Annotated in this window: 18 protein-coding genes, 1 tRNA gene and 1 pseudogene; 5 read left to right on the top strand and 15 right to left on the bottom strand. The window is 69.7% G+C overall.

What is annotated here, in order from left to right:
• The first annotated feature begins 266 nt into the window (after positions 1–266).
• Both ACFQUZ_RS30780 and ACFQUZ_RS30775 read left to right on the top strand, forming a co-directional pair.
• Positions 267–1,157, top strand: a complete 891-nt coding sequence (locus ACFQUZ_RS30780; RefSeq protein ID WP_377448522.1) for a hypothetical protein — start codon at positions 267–269, stop codon at positions 1,155–1,157.
• 5 nt (positions 1,158–1,162) lie between these two features.
• The gene (locus ACFQUZ_RS30775; protein ID WP_377448520.1) at positions 1,163–1,879 is read left to right on the top strand and encodes a class I SAM-dependent methyltransferase; all 717 of its coding nucleotides are present in this window, start codon (positions 1,163–1,165) and stop codon (positions 1,877–1,879) included.
• 807 nt (positions 1,880–2,686) lie between these two features.
• Here ACFQUZ_RS30775 and ACFQUZ_RS30770 read toward each other — a convergent pair.
• The 4 genes from ACFQUZ_RS30770 to ACFQUZ_RS30755 form a co-directional block, all read right to left on the bottom strand.
• Positions 2,687–3,214: a DUF6036 family nucleotidyltransferase gene (locus ACFQUZ_RS30770; RefSeq protein WP_377448518.1), complete on the bottom strand. Its 528-nt coding sequence runs from the start codon at positions 3,212–3,214 to the stop codon at positions 2,687–2,689.
• Positions 3,211–3,597, bottom strand: coding sequence for a hypothetical protein (locus ACFQUZ_RS30765; RefSeq protein WP_377448517.1), 387 nt, complete (start codon positions 3,595–3,597; stop codon positions 3,211–3,213). The genes ACFQUZ_RS30770 and ACFQUZ_RS30765 overlap by 4 nt, the downstream gene beginning before the upstream one ends.
• A 350-nt stretch (positions 3,598–3,947) precedes the next feature.
• A complete protein-coding gene (locus ACFQUZ_RS30760) occupies positions 3,948–4,646 on the bottom strand; it encodes a hypothetical protein (RefSeq protein ID WP_377448515.1) in 699 nt (232 codons plus the stop codon).
• A 16-nt stretch (positions 4,647–4,662) separates the two neighbouring features.
• On the bottom strand, positions 4,663–5,181 hold the full coding sequence (locus ACFQUZ_RS30755) for a hypothetical protein (RefSeq protein ID WP_377448513.1): 519 nt from the start codon (positions 5,179–5,181) through the stop codon (positions 4,663–4,665).
• Between the two features lie 131 nt (positions 5,182–5,312).
• On the opposite strand from ACFQUZ_RS30755, the gene ACFQUZ_RS30750 reads away from it, so the two are divergent.
• Both ACFQUZ_RS30750 and ACFQUZ_RS30745 read left to right on the top strand, forming a co-directional pair.
• On the top strand, positions 5,313–6,380 hold the full coding sequence (locus ACFQUZ_RS30750; protein ID WP_377448511.1) for a hypothetical protein: 1,068 nt from the start codon (positions 5,313–5,315) through the stop codon (positions 6,378–6,380).
• Positions 6,381–7,624: 1,244 nt separating this feature from the next.
• Positions 7,625–8,734, top strand: coding sequence for a pentapeptide repeat-containing protein (locus ACFQUZ_RS30745; RefSeq protein WP_377448510.1), 1,110 nt, complete (start codon positions 7,625–7,627; stop codon positions 8,732–8,734).
• Positions 8,735–8,962: 228 nt separating this feature from the next.
• On the opposite strand, the gene ACFQUZ_RS30740 is transcribed toward ACFQUZ_RS30745, so the two are convergent.
• Together ACFQUZ_RS30740 and ACFQUZ_RS30735 are read right to left on the bottom strand one after the other, a co-directional pair.
• Entirely contained in the window at positions 8,963–9,679 is a 717-nt protein-coding gene (locus ACFQUZ_RS30740) for a creatininase family protein (protein WP_377448508.1), read from the bottom strand.
• Positions 9,680–9,697: 18 nt separating this feature from the next.
• Positions 9,698–10,285, bottom strand: coding sequence for a hypothetical protein (locus tag ACFQUZ_RS30735; protein ID WP_377448506.1), 588 nt, complete (start codon positions 10,283–10,285; stop codon positions 9,698–9,700).
• On the opposite strand from ACFQUZ_RS30735, the pseudogene ACFQUZ_RS30730 reads away from it, so the two are divergent.
• A pseudogene (locus tag ACFQUZ_RS30730) lies at positions 10,197–10,490 on the top strand (hypothetical protein); the annotation flags it as partial. The gene ACFQUZ_RS30735 and the pseudogene ACFQUZ_RS30730 overlap by 89 nt on opposite strands.
• Before the next feature lie 186 nt (positions 10,491–10,676).
• Here ACFQUZ_RS30730 and ACFQUZ_RS30725 read toward each other — a convergent pair.
• From ACFQUZ_RS30725 to ald, 9 genes are all read right to left on the bottom strand, one after another.
• Positions 10,677–10,750 (bottom strand) — tRNA-Pro (locus tag ACFQUZ_RS30725).
• A gap of 345 nt (positions 10,751–11,095) precedes the next feature.
• The gene (der, locus tag ACFQUZ_RS30720; RefSeq protein ID WP_377448504.1) at positions 11,096–12,496 is read right to left on the bottom strand and encodes a ribosome biogenesis GTPase Der; all 1,401 of its coding nucleotides are present in this window, start codon (positions 12,494–12,496) and stop codon (positions 11,096–11,098) included.
• Between the two features lie 70 nt (positions 12,497–12,566).
• A complete protein-coding gene (gene cmk / locus ACFQUZ_RS30715) occupies positions 12,567–13,247 on the bottom strand; it encodes a (d)CMP kinase (RefSeq protein ID WP_377448503.1) in 681 nt (226 codons plus the stop codon).
• A 209-nt stretch (positions 13,248–13,456) separates the two neighbouring features.
• Positions 13,457–14,197 carry a pseudouridine synthase gene (locus ACFQUZ_RS30710; RefSeq protein ID WP_377448501.1) on the bottom strand — a complete coding sequence of 247 codons (741 nt, stop codon included), beginning with the start codon at positions 14,195–14,197 and terminating at the stop codon, positions 13,457–13,459.
• A complete protein-coding gene (scpB, locus tag ACFQUZ_RS30705; RefSeq protein WP_377448499.1) occupies positions 14,184–15,311 on the bottom strand; it encodes an SMC-Scp complex subunit ScpB in 1,128 nt (375 codons plus the stop codon). The genes ACFQUZ_RS30710 and scpB overlap by 14 nt, the downstream gene beginning before the upstream one ends.
• On the bottom strand, positions 15,308–16,447 hold the full coding sequence (locus ACFQUZ_RS30700) for a segregation and condensation protein A (protein ID WP_377448497.1): 1,140 nt from the start codon (positions 16,445–16,447) through the stop codon (positions 15,308–15,310). Before ACFQUZ_RS30700 ends, scpB begins: the two co-directional genes overlap by 4 nt.
• 45 nt (positions 16,448–16,492) lie before the next feature.
• On the bottom strand, positions 16,493–17,422 hold the full coding sequence (locus ACFQUZ_RS30695) for a ParA family protein (RefSeq protein ID WP_377448495.1): 930 nt from the start codon (positions 17,420–17,422) through the stop codon (positions 16,493–16,495).
• Between the two features lie 170 nt (positions 17,423–17,592).
• Positions 17,593–18,594: a site-specific tyrosine recombinase XerD gene (locus ACFQUZ_RS30690; RefSeq protein ID WP_377448493.1), complete on the bottom strand. Its 1,002-nt coding sequence runs from the start codon at positions 18,592–18,594 to the stop codon at positions 17,593–17,595.
• A gap of 6 nt (positions 18,595–18,600) precedes the next feature.
• On the bottom strand, positions 18,601–19,716 hold the full coding sequence (ald, locus tag ACFQUZ_RS30685; protein WP_377448491.1) for an alanine dehydrogenase: 1,116 nt from the start codon (positions 19,714–19,716) through the stop codon (positions 18,601–18,603).
• Between the last annotated feature and the right edge of the window lie 115 nt (positions 19,717–19,831).

Below are 19,831 nucleotides of genomic sequence, written 5' to 3'. Positions count from 1 at the left end.
CGACAAACTCGCGGTTCGGTACGAGGCCACCGCCACCATCAGCATGATCGACATCTGGCTCCGACGACTCGTGCGGCACTTATGACACACGGCCTAGAACAAGGCAAGCTCGGCCGTTCGGCCGACGAAGATTCCCGCCATTGCGTAATTCCAATCTACGTAGACAAAGACTACGTAGATGCACTCTACGGGCTCTCGGATGCCTGTTCCAGGAACCCCACGCCCCGCGCCCCAAGCCTTCGCTCCTGACCCGGACCGTTAGGGTCTTGCCTGTGGTAATAGGGCGGGCGCCGACCGGGCCGTTCCGTTGGGATCTGGTGTCGCCGGATCAGCTCGGCGGCTTGCTGGACGGCGTCGCCGAACCCGACCTGTGGTTCCTGCCGGATCTGGTCGAATGCGCCGGCCGGGTGCTGGCCCGCAGCGCCGATGGCGACTTGTACTTCGTCGGCCGCTCCCCGGACAGCATCTTCGACCTGCTCAGCGGCGCACTCTCTGGCACCACGTGGCGGGACCGGTGCCACCGCCTACCGCTGTCGCTGTGGAGCGACCCGGACACGCTGACCCCGGCGCAGGTCGCCCAGTTCCGTACCAACCTGAGCCAGCTGGGCATCGACCCGCACCTGCTGGCTCACCGCCGGCGCCCAGTCACCTTCATCGACCTGGTCCACGGCGGGCGCACCTACGCCAACCTGTTCCGCCTGCTACGCCGGTGGATCGCCGAGGAAAACGCGCCGTGGGCGGTGGTACGCACCAAGCTGCGGTTCGTCGGCGTCACCGTCCGGACCAAGACCAGCCCGAACACATGGCGCTGGTACCAGGCCGCCCCATGGGCGGCGCACCTGCCGCGCAGCGCCCTGATCGGGGTGTCCCTGCACCGTTGGGTGTGGAGCTACCTGGGCGACCAACAGACCAAGACCAGCCGATCGTTCCCGCTCACGCGGTGGCTCGACCAGAACGCCAACCAACCGGCCCGCGATCCGAAAGCGCTGGCGGCACTGGCCGAAGCGGTCGCCATAGTCGCGTACGGCCGCTCCGCCGAAGGACGCGCCGGACTTGTCGCCGCGATCACCACGGAGCCGACCATGCGCGAGGCATGGCTACGGTCCCTGGTCACCGAACTACGCCGGCTGCCAGCCACCAGCGGCCAGCGGCGGTGACCCCGATGGACCTATTGCCAGACCCGAAGCTGGAAATGTCCTCGGTCGTGGCCAACTGCGCGATGAACCGCGAACGGACTCTGACCGGCTCCAACGGATACGGCCGCGAACTGGGCATAGACCTGCTCGCCGAACTTCGCGGCCGGGCCGCAGGCTCCACGGGCCCGGTACGCTGGCTCGACTTGTGCTGCGGCTCGGGCCGGGCATTGACCGAGGCCGCCGAACGACTCCATACCCTCGGTCCAGCCGATCGGATCGAGATCGTCGGCGTCGACCTCGTCGACCACTTCGCCCCCACACCGCATCCCGCCGTGCAGCTCATCACCGCATCAGTGACCACATGGACCCCGCCGGCCGGACACCGCTACGACGTAATCACCTGCGTGCACGGCCTGCACTACGTCGGCGACAAGCTCGCCGTCCTGTCCCGCGTACCGTCCTGGCTTACCGCCGACGGCATCTTCGCCGCGAACCTCGACACCGCCAGCATCCGACGGGCCAACGGAAACGCGATCGGCAGGCAACTCACCGCAGCTCTCCGCAACACAGGATTCTCCTATGACACCCGCAACCGGCGAATCACCTACCACCGCGGCAGCAGCCAACCGGTGAACCTCCCATTCACCTACCTCGGCTCCAATGACACCGCCGGCCCGAACTACACCGGCCAACCCGCCGTCAACTCCCATTACACGCCAACAGGACCGTCACTGACGCGATGACCAAAGTTGGGAGAGTAAGCCGTACCCGGGCCACCGACACTCGGTGGGAGCCTACGCGTCCGCGTAGGTGCTGCTGTAAGCGCCAGGACTCGCCCGGTTCCGGCCGCCAAGGCATCATGGCCTGGTGGCATCCCGGACCGGGACACGGGTGTACGCGCTGAACCATGATCGCGCACGACAACCCTCGGATCCGGATCCTGGATGCTACCGCCTACCTGACCGCCGTATGAGTAATGCAGGCCAGCGGAACCTTCGTGATGGACCTTGAGGATGCCGGTTGCCGCACCAAGCACCTCATCCGTGACCGAGACGACTCACATCCCTTTTGCCCAAAAATCGTCCGCAGTTAAATAGTCCAGCGACGACCACAACTACGCCGATGCAGTACGCCTACCAAGCGATCCACAGCGGAGGTTACCAAGGTCAGCTCGCTTAACTACCCGAGTTAAGGGTTCCAGCGGCACCTCACACGCCACCACATCGAGCCAGAGCAATAGATTGAGGGTTTCCGCGAGTCTGTGACCTGCGGAAACCCTCATGCTGTCGGGACGACAGGATTTGAACCTGCGACCCCTTGACCCCCAGTAGTCCGGTGGCCCAGCGGCATGCTCACGCACGTTTGCCCAGGTCGCCTGAAGCATAAACCGGCCGAGTAAAGGAGTCGTCGCACCAGTCCCCCCGCCACCATCGACTTCCCTCGCCAGACGAGCAGGACGTGACCTCCCACCGGATGCCGTCGTGTCGGAAGGGCGAGTTGATCCCCAAATACACGATCAGATTAGCCGTCGAACTGCACCTACATTCGACTCACCCGAAGAGTTCCCGGATGACCCCCATGGCCCGCGGCGAGATCACCTCGTCGGGATAGAAGTCGCTACACAAGCGTACGGCCTCGTCCACCGTCGCGACCTTGGCCAGCGCCGCCAAGGTGCGAAGATCGTCCACGTCCCGCGCCCGCGCCGCGAGCGCCTTCATCGCGAAGATGTGCTCCGGCGAGGCCGCCATGACGCGCAGCCCGGGATGGTCGAAGACACGCCGTTTGCCTGGATCATCCTTGCCGGAGACGTACACGCTGGCCTGCTCGTTGAGCCACCACGGGGGCAGTCCCAGTTCGTCGGCCACCGCACGCGCCTCATCAAGGACGACGCCGTGCGGGACGAACATCGCATCGACGTCCCTGGTCACCCGTTTCGCATCGTAGGCGAGCGCCATCGCAGCGCCACCCACAACGAAGATGTCAGCGACGACCCCGCGGCGGACGAGCCTGTCGCCCAAGCGGGTGAACGCGCGCTCGAGTTCCGCGCGCCCCATCAGGACGCCGTCCGACCCGGTCACGCCGCAGCCAGGTCGTGAACCGACAGGTACACACCGTGCTTTCGGAAGGCAGCCGGCGCCCATGCCAGGGCGTCGGCCCGGTGGATGGCCAGTTCCGCCGGGAACCATGCCCGGCGCAGGACCCGCGCCTCGACCCACACCGGCGGGGCGAGATCCTCCTGGGCGAGCAGGTGCTCCGCGAGTGCCGCAAGCAGTGCGTCCCAACGCGCGTCCCCGGTCAGCCCGGGCTCATGCTTCAACAGATCGACCCTGGTTTCGACCGGCTCCCAGCGGTACTCCTCCAGGAACTCCCACAGCAGCTTCCAGCGGATCTGGTCAGTGTCTGCGCATGGGAGATGGGTGGCCAGCCTGGCCAGACTCATCGGTTCGTAGTCGGTACCCACAGCGCGAGCCTCACCTCCGAACCGATGGCATCGTTGGTTGCAGACTATCGCTATGCCGCTGGAGAAGTCCGCGCTGCCATGTGGCGAAACGCTCACGGACCCGCCCCAGCCCCGAACCGACCTGTGGATCTTGGATTGCGGGCCGATGTAGGCCCTGGCGCACGCCTTGAGATCAATGCCCGGTTTGGGACCACGGAACCGGGCATCCGGCGCCACTGGGGCGTCAGGCTCGCCGCCTCGGACTGAGGTACTACATGTAACTTGCTGCTCGGCGGGCAGACGGGCGGAATGCCTCGGCGCCATGGCCGGCAGCCCGCGGTCGAAGGACAATATCGAGCGAACCGACGTGGCTATTCCTCGGTCAGACTCCGAGCCAGTCGGGCGGCGTTCAGCTTGCCGATGACCGCATTGACGGCGGCTTTGTCGGTGAGGTCGATCCCCCGGGCGGTCAGTTCTGCGGCGATCTGCTTGGCCGGTCCCCAGGCGGACTCGTCGTTCGCCGCGGCGAGGAACTCGGGAAGGTGGGTGTCGACCGCCGCAACCACCGGCTCGATCCACGCAGCGTCGACCTCTCGCCGGTCCAGCGCGAACCGCACCCAGCGGCGCAACGCCTCGGGCAGAACTTCCCGCTGTGCGTCGTCGAGTAAGGTCTTGCGGGGCAGCCAGTCGCCCAGAAACAACGCGACCGACCCGGGGCTCCACGACAGCAGACCGGGTGTGATGTACCCGTGGCCGTAGTCGACGAAGATGTGGGCCAGCGACCGCACCACCTCCGGATCCACGTCGCCATCGCCCGGCACGTCCGCACCCGCGGCGCCGGGCGGGTACGCCTCCGCGACGAACGCGTAGATCAGCTCCTGCCGCTGCTGCTCGGGCAGCTCCGGCGCGTCCGGCCAGTCCGGCAGGTACTCCCGGCAGCGCGACCAGGCCAACGCCCGTACCTCGACATAGTCCTCGTCGTCGTGGCGTGGCCAATACATGTCGGTGGTCCGCAAGGCACCGGCCAAGTCCGCCAGCACCTGCGGCACCGGTACCTCGGCCACCGGCATCGGCACCTCCCCCGCGTCACGAGTTTGCGACCAGTACTGCGCCGCGCCTTCGCAGGACACCCAGTTTTGCCACCATCGTCCCGCCCGGCTCGGTGACCTGCGCCATCAGCGTGTGCCGCCTCGCGTGGGGGTCGCTGGATTCGTACTCGATGAACAACACCCGCTCGCTGTCCCACACATCCACCGCGCGATGCGCCCGTAACGGAGCGAACCCCGGGACGGAGAGCCACGACGGCGCCGACTGGCTCTCCACCAGGATCTCCACCGTCCCATTCAGTAACGACCACTCGTCCGGCGGCATTACCCGCCGAAGCGCGGCGACGGCGGCCAAGGCGTGCGGCGACGGACGGGAGCAGGCCCGACCCACCACCTCCATGCACAACACATGCTCCGGTTGTCGCTCCCCCAGGTCAGCGCCCAGCCATGCCTGCCCAAGCCAACCGCTGGCCCAGACCTCGGCATCCAACGCATCCGGCGCCGCTGCGACCGACCGCGCGTCACGCAGGACATAGTCGGACAGACGCAGCTGGCGCACCGGTCCCTGGCGCTTGCGTTGCGGCCGGCCCCGCCCGGCAGGACGGCCACCGCTCTTCGGACTCACCGCGCCAGCCCACCACACCAACAGGAGCGGGTGCGAACTGACACGTCCGACTAGGGTGGGTACCGATGGAGAGGATGAGCCGGGCGCAGTTCCACGCGGCGCTGGCGCCGCTGAGCCAGGATCAACTACGCAAGGCGTTGTGGACGCTGTACTGGCGGGGCCCCGCCGCCGTGCGGGAACGTATCGAGGCCGAACTGACCCCGGACGCGCCGGCGCCTCGCCCCGCCAGAGCGGGCCCCGCGCCGGACCAGGTGCTGGCTGAGATACGCCAGTTCGCCGCGCTGGCCCGAGGCGGTTCGTACCTGGCCGGAGACCGGCGGGTCAAACCGAGTGAACGCACCCGCTGGCGCTTCACCTTCAAGCGGCTGGTCACCCAGGCCCGCGACGCGCTGCACGTCGACGCTACCGGCGACGGTGCGACAGCCATGGAGATCCTGATCGACCTGGCCTGCGAGATGCGTGACCACGACTACTTCCGCTCCGAAGATCCGGTGGAAGCCGCCGGGCTGGTGGTCTCCGACGAGGTGGCACTGCTGTGGACCCGGCTCCGCGACCGGCTGGACCCGATCACGTTCGCGCGGCGGACGATGGGGCAGCTAATCCGGTGGGAGTCCCGGTTCGGCTGGACCAGAAGCGGCTACGGCACCATCGCGGCGCGGGAGACCCCGCTGGCACAGGTCATGGCCGGGATGCTGCCCGTACCGGATGCCTGGACCCCGATCGCCGACAGCTACCTGGCCGCCCTCGACGCCCTCGCCCCACTTCCGCCGCCAGCCAACCCAAAGCCGCGGCAGCGCTCCGAGCCGCTGTTCTGGCAACCGGCCAACCGAGACCGAACGCGCCGCGCCGAGAACCTGGCTGCCTGGCACCTAATGCTGATCGATCGCCTGATGGGTTCCGACGCCGAGGACCGCTTGGACCGCCTGGCCAGCCACCCGGCCCTGGACGGCCCGGAACACACATTCCTCCGGGCGCGACTGGCCCACCGACACGGTGACCTGGACACCGCCCGCACCCTGGTGGCCGACGCCCTGACTCTGCTGCCCGGACACACCGGCTTCCTCGACTTCGCCACCAACATCGGTGCGCCTCTGCCGCCACGCGCCCAGCAGGGCATAGTCCACTACCGGTGACCTGTACTGGGCGCCTGTCCGCATGACCCGCCGCCGTCCGCCCACTGCGGTTTGCCGGGCAACGCTTGTTGGACCTCGCCACCACGGTCATGATCAAGGCCCTCGGGCTGTCCTCCGGACTTGTGCGCCAACACATGTTCCGGTACCCACTGTCGGCCGTCTGCCGTCCGGTCAAGCGCTTACGCAGCACCTCGACGGCACCCGGGTATTCGGGGGCAGCCGCGCCCATCTGTCCGAAATGATCCCTCGTTAAGCAGTCCAGCGACGGGTACGGGGCGTCAACGCATACGGCTTATCAGGTGAATCGCACCGGTAGAGTCCAAGATCGAACCGCCAAATCGCCCGAGTCAAGGGTTCTAGCAGCGGCTTGCACGCCACGACATCGAGCTACAGCAATTGAAGACGACTTACCGCAAGCCTGAGAACTGCGGAAACTCCTACACTGTCGGGACGGCGGGATTTGAACCCACGACCCCTTGACCCCCAGGACGTTGGGTTGGGTGTTCCTGCACGTCAGGCACGATCCGCGCGCGGGTACGTTGTTAGCCGGGGTGTTCAACGTGAGGGTGGCTCACTGTCGTGTGGTCCCCAGATGGTCCCCGCCTTGGGGCCGGCATCCCGTCGCGCAGGCTTTGCCCTGCCGGGCCGCGCCTGCCCGGTCCAGTTGGAGCGCCCTACCGGACGTACGAGCTGGACCGGGCAGGCGCGGTCTGGTGGCCTTTGGTGCGCGTCGGGTGACCGTGGTTCGTCGGCCATCCCTGAGTCGCCCGGGGTCCAGGGGCGGGTAGCCCCGGCCGCCGGAGGCCACCCCTGGGTCGTAGGGCCGGAGGCCCTGCCCGCCGGAGGCATGCTCGTGTCCGATGGACCGGCATGGTGGCTCACAGATCAACTCGTGTCGGGTAGCCGACGCACGGTAGATCCGGTGTGGACGCGCCTCGGCACACTGTGCGACGTGCGAGCAACTGTGGGTCGATGGATTAGCTACCACCGTGCGCGTCGAGAGCTACGGGCAGAGCGGCCGTTGCGGGTGCTGCGTTGGTGGCCAGCAACGCTACTCGTCATCGCGGCCGTCATCGGCGGTGGCGCGTTGGCGATGTGGCTTCTTGGTGTGTGGTCCCCGGCGCCCCGAGGAGTAACTGATCCGACGCGACTCCAACTGGATCGGATCAAGACAGGGTTGACCGTAGCGGCGGGGTTGGCTGCTGGGGTGACGCTGCTGATGACGCTGCGTCGACAAGCGTGGAGTGAGCAGGCTCAGCAATTCTCCCAAGCGGATGCGATGGGAACAGCGGATCACCTCCCTGTATGTCGCGGCTGCCGAGCAGTTGGGCAGCGACAAGGCCGCTGTCCGGCTGGCGGGCCTGTACGCCCTGGCCCGGCTGGGTCAGGACAATCCGAAGCTGCGGCAGACCGTCGTGGATGTGCTCTGCGCGTACCTACGTATGCCGTACACGCCGCCGGTCGAGGTGCTGTACAGGAACATGGCGAAGTCGTCGCATAATGTGGCGTCTGACGCAGAGGTCCCCGAGCCGACCGAGCAGCCGGCCCGCCGGGAGGAGTTGCAGGTTCGTCTGACGGCGCAACGCCTACTTGCCGACCATTTACGTGTCGCTAAGGGGAACGGTCCGGAACCGGCTACCTATTGGCGAGGGCCGGCGGGTGAGCGGATGCACCTTGACCTGGTCGGGGCGGTTCTTGTCGACTTCGACCTGTCAGGCTGCGCCTCGGAAGTATCCGTTCTGCACGAGGCGCAGTTCCACGGGTACGCGAACCTGCACAAGGCGCAGTTCCACGGATACGCGAACCTACACAAGGCGCAGTTCCACGGATACGCGAACCTACACAAGGCGCAGTTCCACGAGAGCGCGTACCTGGACATGGTGCAGTTCTACGGGAGCGCGGACCTGCGCGGGGCGCAGTTTTATGGGCGCGCAGTCCTTTTCATGGCGCAGTTCCACTTGGGCGCGGACCTGCGCGGGGCGCAGTTCCACGAGAGCGCGTCTCTGGGCGGGGCGCAGTTTCGCGTACACACGAACATGGGCGGGGCGCGGTTCCACGGGTACGTAGACCTTGGCAAGGCGCAGTTTCACGGGGACCTGAGACTGACCGGGGCGAAGTTCCACGCGCACGCGAACCTGCACGAGGCCCAGTTTGATAGCGGTGTAGATATGTCGGACGCCCGGGCCGTGCCTAATGTTCGACTTCCTCCGGGGTGGGTTTTTGGCGACGACACAGGCACGCCTGATGGGTTGCGCTTGGTCATTCGAGGGAACGACGGTGTGACAAGGATCGATGAGCAGGATCGGTCCGCAGGATCCAGTGCTGACCCCGAGCCCGGCGACACGGGCCACTAGCCCTTTGACATCGACGGAAGTCCTCGTACGTAGGCTTCGGCTGAGTGCGAGGGCTTCGCCGCGTTGGCTGAAGGTCACGCGCCGCCGGGGTCGCCGCGCCGGGAGCGAAGCGGCAAGGCGCGGCGTGCCCCGAGCGGTGCGCAGCGGCCCGAAGGGCCGCCTTGAAGACGTATGGAAAGTTCTCACCGGGCCGGATCCAGCGGTCGCCCACATCGACTGGTAACGCGATCAGCGAGGCTGGTCCAGGAGCGCGTACAGCGGCCCGAACGATCGAACGAGACTCACCAGCGCAGCGTGCCCCTTGGCCTCGGTACCGAGCGATGGCCGTCCGATGACGCCGGACTTGGTGTAGGCGGACATGCCGAGCGTAAGCAGGTGTGGTCGGTCGTCGGCGGACCAGTCCGCTGTCTCGTTGCCAGGGCGGACGACGTCCGGGTAGGTGGCGAGCAGGATCGACGTTTCCAGCTCCCCGGCGTGCATGTCATCGCTGCTGCCGGTCTCCATGCCGGCGTCCTGGCGGGCGCGGTCCCAGTCGTTGCCGTGTGGGAAGACGGCGATCCGAGGGCCGTGTACAGACGCTTCCTGTGCGACGTTGCCGAGAACGTAGTTGCCGCCGTGGCCGCTGATGAGGACCAGCCGGTGCACTCCGGATTCGGCGAGCGACGCGGCGACGTCGGTGACGACCTGGTGGAGCGTCCGGGCGCTGATGCTGACCGTGCCCCGCCATCCGGCGTGCTCGTGGGAGCAGGAGATGGTGATCGGTGGCAGCGCCATCACCGGGTACTCGCGGGCGGCTTCTCGTGTGATCACGCTCGCCACGATCGTGTCGGTTGCGAGGGGGAGGAAGCTCCCGTGCTGCTCGAAGCTCCCCACGGGCAGCAGCGCGATCGACGCGTCCCGGTCTGCCTCGTCCCTCGACGTGGCGGTGGTGATGAGGTCCGTCAAGGCCGGTGTCTCCTCGGCTCAGGCGGCCGGCTGGATCAAACCCCTGATCCGGCCGCTCAGTTCCGATACTCCCTCACGGCGGCGCCACGGCGCCAGTTGTACCTGCACGCGCTGCAACTCGGTCAGCGCCCGTCCGGACGTGGCCGACCGGACTACCTCGACGGCCTGGCGGCCTACATCGCACGCTCGTTCGATGTCCTCGCGGCCGGCGAGGGCGCTCGTCAGGCGGGACAGGCACAAACCCTGGTCCCGGCGTAGCGAGCCGGGCCAGTTCTCCAGACTGCGGCTGTAGGTGGCGATGGCGGTGTCGAAGCGACCGAGCGTCTTCCAGCAGTTCGCCGCCTCCATGCCGATGTACGAGAGATCGCAGTACGCCGTGAGGTCGTCCGGACCGTCGACCGGGCGTGCGGCCTCCTCCTGGGCGGCGTCGAGCGCCCGGGCGCACTCGCCCGAGTTACCGAGTTGCGCGTACGCCCGACCGCGCACTCGCAGGGCCAGTGCTCGTACCCGTGGCGCGATGCCATTCCAATCACGTAGAGCAGCCTCCGTGAGGCCGACCGCACGTTCCGGCTTTCCAAGCTCGGCCGCGATATCGGCCTTGCGCATCAGAACGTACGACGTCTCGCGTGCGGCACCGACGCCCTGCGACGCCCGACTGTTCGTCGGGTCACGTGGTGGCCGCATCAGCACGGCCGTGCTGCGCGACGCGACACACTGGGATGAGGTCGTCGCCTCACTCGGCTACGAGTACCTGCGGCGTCACGACCTGCGGCATACCGGCCTGACCTGGATGGCGGATGCCGGCGTACCGGTGCACGTCCTACGGAAGATCGCGGGGCACGGGTCACTCACAACGACCCAGCGATATCTTCCATCCGGACCGGCAGTCGATCCGGGCCGCCGGCGAGGCGCTGACTATGCACCTCGCCGGGCTGAGGTCCCCAAATGGTCCCCAGCGGGGCATCGCATGATCGCGAAATATGCCCCTCCACCTGCGTCGGGACGACAGGATTTGAACCTGCGACCCCTTGACCCCCAGTCAAGTGCGCTACCAAGCTGCGCCACGTCCCGATGCTCGCCGCACGGGCGTGCACCGCGCGACAGCCGGTACAGCGTAGCGCAGCACGGCCGACCCGCGCATCGCGCCCTCCCCCGGACACACCGCCATGGTCGGTAGCGTTCCAGGCGATGACCACTCACACCCGCCGTTCCCTTCCTAGGAGGCTGGGCTGAGAGAGGGTTCGCGGGCGGCGTGCGTCCGTACCACCATGGCGTCGGTCCCCGCGGAGCCGGCGGCGACGCCGCAGTGTGCTACCGGCGGCGGATCAACCCCACGATTCAACGCACCGAAAAGCACAGCCGGAAGGCGTTCGACGCCCAGCCAGCCGACGCGCCAACAAGGGACCTCCTTGCGCTTCAGCCGTGGGCTTTGCCGCGTCCCCCTGGACCGATCTTCTTGCGGGGCCGCACCGACACCTCGATCGGGCTGCCCTCGTAACCGAACTCCTCGCGCAGCTTGCGCTCCACAAACCGTTGGTAGCCGGCGTCCAGCGGCCCGGTGGTGAACAGCACGAACCGCGGCGGCGCCACGCCCGCCTGGGTGGCGAACAGCACCCGGGGCGCCCGTCCCCCGCGTACCGGATGCGGGGTCGCCTGGACCAACGCGGTGAGCCACTGGTTGAGCTGACCGGTCGGCACCCGGGTCTCCCAACTCCGCAGCGCCTTCCGCAGCGCCGGGGCGAGCTTGTCCACCGCCCGCCCGGTCTTCGCCGACAGGTTCAACCTGATCGCCCAGGGCACCCGACGCAGCTCCCGGTCGATCTCCTTGTCCAGGTAGTAGCGCCGATCGGCGTCGACCAGATCCCACTTGTTGAAGGCGATCACCATGGCCCGACCGGCCTCGATCACCATGCTGATGATCCGCTGGTCCTGCTCGCTGATCGGTTCACTGGCATCCAGCAGCACCACCGCCACCTCGGCCGCCTCGATCGCTCCGGCGGTCCGCAGACTCGCGTAGTACTCGGTGCCGCTGGCCTTCCCGACCCGCTTCCGCAGACCGGCGGTGTCCACCAGCTGCCACGTCTCGCCACCGATCTCGACCAGGCTGTCGACCGGATCGACGGTGGTCCCGGCCACCGAGTCGACGACCGCGCGCTCCTCCCGGGCGATCCGGTTGAGCAGGCTGGACTTGCCGACGTTCGGCCGGCCGACCAACGCCACCCGGCGAGGGCCACGCGGCCGGTTCTCGTCGATCGGCGGCGGCTCCGGCAACGCATCAAGAATCTTGTCGAGCAGATCCCCGGCGCCGCGACCGTGCAGCGCCGACACCGGGAACGGCTCACCAAGACCCAGCGACCACAACGACGTCGCCTCGAGTTCCACGGCGGCGTTGTCCGCCTTGTTGGCGATCAGCAGTACCGGCTTGGCACTGCGGCGCAGCATCTTGACCGCCGCCTCGTCCACGTCAGTGGCGCCCACCGTCGCGTCGACCACGAAGATCACCACGTCCGCGGTGGCCACCGCCGTCTCGGCCTGGGCGGCGATCGCCGCCGCCCGGTCCTTGGCGTCCGGTTCCCAGCCTCCGGTGTCCACCACGGTGAACTGCCGGCCGGACCACTGCGCGTCGTACGGGACCCGGTCCCTGGTCACGCCCGGAGTGTCCTCGACAACGGCCTGCCGCCGACCGATGATCCGGTTCACCAGGGTCGACTTGCCGACGTTCGGCCGTCCGACGACCGCCACCACCGGCACCGGCCCGCTCGCCTCGGAGTCGACCTCCGGCTCGTCGAGTTCGATCCAACCACCCGACTCACTCATCGGAGCCCACCTTCCGTTCCCCACCGATGCCCCGCATGACGAAAGCCGCGGACCGACGCGTTTGTCGTCGTCACGGCCGCACCGTGCCGTCGAGCAACCCGCGCAGCCGGGCAACGACCTCGTCGATGCCCAACTCGGTGGTGTCGAGCACCACCGCGTCGGGGGCCTGCTGCAGCGGCGACGTGGCCCGCGTCGAATCCAGCTTGTCGCGCCGGGCCAGGTCGGCGGCGGTCGCCGAGACGTCCGCGGCGAACTCGGCACTGCGGCGCTGCGCCCGCGCGTCGGCCGAGGCGGTCAGATACACCTTGAGATCGGCGTCCGGCGCGACGACCGCACCGATGTCCCGACCCTCCACCACGATCCGGCCGGCCTCCTCGATGATCTCGCGCTGCCGGCGCACCATCAGCTCCCGCACCGCCGGCACGGCCGACACCGCCGACACCGCCGCGGTCACCTCCGGCCCGCGGATCTCCCGATCGACCGGTACGCCGTCGGCGGTGACGCGCGGGTCCGCCGGGTCCACCCCGATCCGCAGAGCGGTCTCGCCGGCCACCTTCGCCACCGAGTCGGCGTCCTGCGGTTCCACCCCGGCACGCAGCACCGCCCAGGTCACCGCCCGGTACATCGCGCCGGTGTCCAGGTACCGGGCGGCGAGTTGAGTCGCCAGCCGCCGGGAAACGGTGGACTTGCCCGAACCGGACGGGCCATCGACGGCCACCACGAGTCGACCGGCCCGCACTGTCTCCGCCACCGTTCCTCCTTCATCAACCGGACACCTCACCCGAGAGCCGGACAGCCTACGCGTTCCGGCGGGTATGACCCGGCGCCGTGCCGCGACGACGCTCGCCCGGCGCCCCCAATCATGCCCGGTGCGCCGGACGGACCGCGTCTGAGGGGCGGCGGGAACGACTCGGGCCCGCGGCGTCGAACGGTGTCAGACGGCGGACGGCTGGCCGGACGTCAGTCGCCGGTGGCCTTGAACAGCGCCGCGATCTCCGCGTTGGTCAACCGGCGGAACCGCCCGGGCCGCAGGTCGCCGAGCCGGATCGGCCCCATCGCGGTACGCACCAGCCGGGACACCGGATGCCCGACCTCCTCCATGAGCCGCCGGACGATGTGCTTGCGCCCCTCGTGCAGAGTCAGCTCGACGAGTGCCGTGCGGCCCATCGTGTCGACGAGCCGGAACGAGTCGACCTTGGCGGGGCCGTCCTCCAGCTCGACACCGGCCAGCAGCCGGCGACCCGCCGACCGGGCCAGCGGCCCGGACACCTCGCACAGGTACGTCTTCGGCACCCCGTACGACGGGTGCATGAGCCGGTGCGCGAGCGTGCCGTCGTTGGTCAGCAGCAGCAGCCCTTCGCTGTCGGCGTCGAGCCGCCCGACGTGGTAGACCCGGTCGTCGACCCGGCCGAGGAAGTCGGCAAGCGCGGTGCGGCCCTTCTCGTCGGCCATCGTCGAGACCACTCCGCGTGGCTTGTTGAACGCCAGGTAGGCCAGCCGGGTGTCGGTCACCACCCGCTGCCCGTCGACGTAGATCTCCGCGCTGGCCGGATCGATTTTGTCCCCGAGCTGGGCAATCCGGCCGTCGACGGTGACCCGGCGCCGGAAGATCAGATCTTCGCAGGCGCGTCGGGAGCCGACGCCTGCGGCGGCGAGCACCTTCTGCAGGCGCTCGGCGGGTGCGGCTTCATCGAGGGGCATCGTCGATCTCTTCCACGTCGTCGGGCAGGAACGGCGCCAGCGGCGGCAGGTCGCGTACGCTGTTCAGACCCAGTTTCTCCAGGAACAGGGTGGTGGTCCGGTAGAGGAACGCGCCGCTGTCCGGTTCCATGCCGCACTCCTCGACCAGGCCGCGAGTGACCAGGGTACGGACCGTCCCGTCCACGTTCACACCGCGGATGGCGGAGATCCGCGACCGGCTCACCGGCTGCTTGTAGGCCACCACGGCCAACGTCTCCAGCGCCGCCTGGGTGAGCCGGACCGACTGGCCGTCCAGCACGAACCGCTCGACGTACGCCGCGTACTCCGGCCGGGTGTAGAGCCGCCAGCCACCCGCCGCCCGGCGCAGGTCGAACCCGTGCCCGCGAGCGGTGTAGTCCGCCGACAGCTCGCGCAGCGCCGCCGCCACCCGGGCTGTCGGCTGTTCCAATACCTGGGCCAGCACCACGTCGGCCACCGGCTCGTCCACCACCAACAGGATCGCCTCCAGGGCGGCCCGCAGTTCCGCGTCGTCCATCGCGGTGTCGGGCGCGGCCTCGTCCGGCACGGCGTCCGCGGCCGGTCCGGGCGGCGGCTCGACCGGCTCGGGCAGCGGCTCGACCGGCCCGGGCGGCGGGGCGGCCGGTCCGGGCAGCGGCTCGACCGGCCCGGGCGGCGGGGCGGCCGGCCCGGGCGGCGGGGGGGCCGGCCCCGGCGGCGGGGCGGCCCGCGGCGGCGCCTCGTCGGTCACCACGTCGGATGGCACGCCAACTGTGGGTCCAGCCCGTTCGGCTGCCGCCTGGCCGGCAACGCCGGGCCCGGTCAGCTCGGGGTCCGCGGCTCCGGGCTCCATAAGCTCGGCTTGCACGGGCTCAGGCACACCGGCGTCGAGTCCCACCCGCTCAGAGTGGGCGGCCTCCGGTCCCCCGGGCTCGGACCCCACCGGCTCCAGCTCCACGGGCTGAGACTCCACCGGCTCAGACTCCGCCGACTCGGACTCCGCGGGCTCGGACCCCACCGGCTCCGGCTCCGCGGGCTCGGTTTGCGGCCGGGCCCACGGCGGCACCCAGGTCGCGGCCTGGTCGGCCAGCGAGTCCCGCTGGTCTTCGGCGCTCACCCGATCTCCTCTCCGCCCGGGGCCTTCCCGGTAGCCCGGCCGTCCGGGTCAGCCGGAACACCGGCCGCGCCGCCAGACACCACCTGGTCAGCCGGAACACCGGCCGCGCCGCCAGGCTCCGCCGGGTCAGCCGGAACACCGGCCGCGCCCGGACCGCCGGAACCGGCGGAACCGGACGGCGCGCCGTCCCCCTCAGCCGGTGGCGGGCTCGGGGTGCCGGCGTACTCGTCGATGTCCAACTCTGTCCCGCCGTCGTCCGGGCCGGTCCACCGTACGGTCAGTTCCCCGAGTGCCTGCTCCTGGGTGAAGCCGACAAGTCCCTCCCGGTACAGCTCCAGCAGGGCGAGGAACCGGGCCACCACCTCGAGTGTGGACTCGCAGTCGGCGCAGAGGACGCCGAAGCTCGCGCTGCCCAGGTCGCGGAGGCGGTCGCGCAGCAGCGCGGCGTGTTCCCGCACGCTCACCCGTACCTGGTGCACATGGTCGATGGAGACGACCGGAACCGGTTTCGGGGTCATCGCCTTCACCGCGAGCTTCAGCAGCCGCGCCGGCCCGATGCCCAGCACGAGTTCGGGCAGCGCCTCGGCGTACCGAGGTTCCAGGCTGACCGCGCGCGGATACCGCCGGGAACCGACCGCCTCCAGGCCGGCGATGTGCCCGGCCGCCTCCTTGTACGCCTTGTACTGCAGCAACCGGGCGAACAGCAGGTCCCGGGCCTCCAGCAGGGCCAGGTCCGCCTCGTCCTCCACCTCGGCCGCCGGCAGCAGCCGGGCCGCCTTCAGATCCAGCAACGTCGCGGCCACCAGCAGGAACTCGCTCGCCTCGTCGAGATCCCAGTCGTCGCCCATCGCCCGGATATAGCCGATGAACTCGTCGGTGACCCGGTGCAGGGCCACCTCGGTGACGTCGAGCTTGTGCTTGCCGATGAGTTGCAGCAGCAGGTCGAACGGGCCGGTGAAGTTGGCCAGCCGAACGGTGAACTTGCCGCCGCCGTCGACGGGGGCCGCCTCGCCGGGTTCGGGACCGCCCTCCACGGTCTCGGCGGGCGGCGAGTCACCCTCGACGGGCGGCGAGTCACCCTCAGCGGACGGGGGTTCGCCCTCGACGGGCGGGGCATCGGCGGATGTGGCGGTCACCCGACGACCGTAGTCGACGGGCTCGGAAGCCCCACGCACCGGCGGCTACCGCTCGGACTGCGCGGCGATCACCTCGCGGGCCAACTGCCGGTAGTTGCGGGCGCCCGAGGACGCCGGGTCCAACGTGGTGATCGGGGCCCCGGCGACCGTGGACTCCGGGAACTTGACCGTCTTGGTGATCACGGTCTGGTAGACCTTGTCGCCGAACGCCTCCACCACCCGCTGCAACACCTGCCGGCAGTGTGTCGTGCGGCTGTCGTACATGGTGGCCAGGATGCCTTCGAGTTCGAGGTCGAAGTTGAGCCGCTCGCGCACCTTGTCGATCGTGTCCAGCAGCAGGGCCACCCCGCGCAGGCTGAAGAACTCGCACTCCAGCGGGATGAGCACGCCGTGCGCCACGGTGAGCGCGTTGATGGCGAGCAGCCCCAGCGACGGCTGACAGTCGATCAGGACGTAGTCGTACTCCTTGCGGATCGACTTGAGCACCCGGGCCAGCGCCATCTCCCGGGCGACCTCGTTGACCAGCTGGATCTCCGCGGCCGAGAGGTCGATGTTGGCCGGCAGCAGGTGCAGCCCGGCCACGTCCGTCTTGATCAGGACATCCTCGGCGGTGACGTCGTCCTGCATCAGCAGGTTGTAGACCGAGAGATCCAGGTTGTGCGGGTTGACGCCCAGGCCGACGGACAGGGCGCCCTGCGGGTCGAAGTCGACGAGCAGCACCTTCCGCCCGTACTCGGCGAGTGCGGCGCCCAGGTTGATCGTGGTGGTGGTCTTGCCGACGCCACCCTTCTGGTTGGCCATCGCGATGATCCGCGCCGGGCCGTGCCGGTCGGTCGGCATCGGCTCGGGGATCGGCCGACGCACCGTGTACGCGGCCGGGTCGGCCGGACCCAACTCGGCTCCCAGGTCGAAGCCGGACTGCTGGGCCCGGAGCGTCGAGGTCCACGCCTCGGCACGATCATCGTTGCCAGCCATGTCCTCGCCCCCTCCCGACGACTGCGCGGACGCCGGTGTCCACCGGGCGATCCGTCCGGTGCCGCCACGGGCCCCGGTTCACCGCCCCACGGGCCCGCGCAGATCCCGACTGTACGCCACGGGTGGTAGCCCGTACCGACACCGTACCGGCGTGTCGAACCCCGGGAAACCTACCCGGCTCCGGCCGGACGGCCCAGCGCCCGGGGGTGTGCGGTGGCGTACACCTCCCGCAGCCGGTCGACGGTCACCAGCGTGTACACCTGGGTCGTGGTGACGGAGGCGTGCCCGAGCAGTTCCTGCACCACCCGCACGTCGGCCCCGCCGTCGAGCAGGTGGGTGGCGTACGAGTGGCGGAGCGTGTGCGGCGACACGGCCCGCGGGCCGGTCACCGGCAACCCGGCGCGGCCGGCGGCGCGCCGCAGCACCGTCCAGGCGCTCTGCCGGGACAGCGCACCGCCCCGGGCATTGAGGAAGATGGCGGGAACACCACGCCCGGTGGCCACCAGCGCCGGCCGACCCCGGACCAGGTACGCGTGCAGCGCGTCGCAGGCGTAGCCACCCACCGGCACGATCCGCGTCCGGCCGCCCTTGCCGCGCAGCAGCACCGCGCCGGCCGGCAGGTCCAGGTCGTCCACGGCGGCGCCGACCGCCTCGGAGATGCGCGCCCCGGTGCCGTACAGGAACTCCAGCAGCGCCCGATCACGCAGCGCCAGCGGTGCCGGCTCACCGCCGACCGCCGCCAACAGCCGCAGCACCTCGTCGACATCCAGCGCCTTGGGTAGTCGCCGGGTGGGCACCGCCGGGCGCACCTCGCGGCCGGGGTCGGCGACGGCCAGCCCTTCCCGGGCGGCGAACCGGTGCAGCCCCCGGACCGCGCTTGTCGCCCGGGCGACGGAGGCCGCGGCCAACGGGGGCCGGCCGTCGGAACCCTGCCGCAGGATGGCGACGTGGCCGGCGATGTGCCGGCTGGTCACCTCGGCCAGCTCGGTCACCCCGGCGACGGCCAGGCCGCCCAGGTAGCGCTCCAGGTCCCGGCGGTACGCCCCGAGGGTGTTGCGGGACAGCCCACGCTCCACCGCGAGGTGGTCGAGATAGCCGCGGACCGCCCGACGCAGCGCGGCGGACGGCTCGGGAGCGCCGTCCGCCGGGGCCGCGCCGGACCCGTCCGTCACGGGCGGTCAGGCCAGGATGTCGGCCGGGGCGACCGCGTCCATGCCGTGCGCCTCGGCCACCGGACCGTAGGTCACCCGGCCGTCGTGCGTGTTCAATCCCAGCGCCAGGGCCGGGTCGCGGCGCAGCGCCTCCTGCCAACCGTGGTTGGCCAGCTCCAGCGCGTACGGCAGGGTGACGTTCGTCAGCGCGTACGTGCTGGTGTGCGGCACCGCGCCCGGCATGTTGGCGACGCAGTAGAACAGCGAGTTGTGGACCGGGTAGACCGGGTCGGCGTGCGTGGTCGGCCGGGAGTCCTCGAAGCAGCCACCCTGGTCGATCGAGATGTCGACGAGCACGCTGCCGGGCTTCATCCGGGACACCAGCTCGTTGCTGATCAGGGTCGGGGCCTTGGCGCCGGGCACCAGCACCGCGCCGATGACCAGGTCCGCGTCCAGCACGGCCCGCTCGACCTCGTACGCGTTGGAGGCCACCGTCTGCAGGTGGCCGCGGTAGATGGCGTCCGCCTGGCGCAGCCGGGCCACGTTCTTGTCCAGCAGCAGCACCTCGGCCTGCAGGCCGAGCGCGATCGCGGCCGCGTTCATGCCCGACACGCCGGCGCCGATCACCACGGTCTTGGCGGCGTACACGCCGGAGACGCCGCCCATCAGGATGCCGCGCCCGCCGCCCTGCCGCTGCAGGTGGTACGCGCCGACCTGGGGCGCCAACCGGCCGGCCACCTCGGACATCGGGGCGAGCAGCGGCAGCGACCGGTCCGGCAGCTCCACCGTCTCGTACGCGATGCCGGTGACCTTGCGGTCGATAAGCGCGTCGGTGCACTCCTTGGAGGCGGCCAGGTGCAGGTAGGTGAAGAGCACCTGTCCGGCGCGCATCCGGTGGTACTCCTCGGCCACCGGCTCCTTGACCTTGAGCACCAGTTCGGCGGTCCCCCACACCTCGTCGGCGGTGTCCAGGATCGTGGCGCCGGCGGCGACGAACTCCGCGTCGGCGATGCTGGAGCCGACGCCCGCACCCGATTCGATGAAGACCTGGTGGCCGCGCAGGACGAATTCGTTGACACCCGCCGGCGTGATCGCCACGCGGTACTCGTGGTTCTTGACCTCGCGGGGGACTCCGACCTTCACGATGCTGACACCCCTTTCCGGGCCCATCGGCCCGGCCTGCTCGGCGCGCGCCGGCTCCGTCGCCGTCACTGTCCGCCACATCCGCAGGCGGTCAGTCTAGGGCTGACCGGCCCAC

Origin of the sequence: Plantactinospora sp. GCM10030261, from assembly GCF_042666615.1 — a bacterium.
In the GTDB taxonomy this organism is placed as follows: Bacteria; Actinomycetota; Actinomycetes; order Mycobacteriales; family Micromonosporaceae; genus KBS50.
Note: the sequence above shows the minus strand (reverse complement) of the source record. Positions and strands in the feature narration are given on the sequence as shown.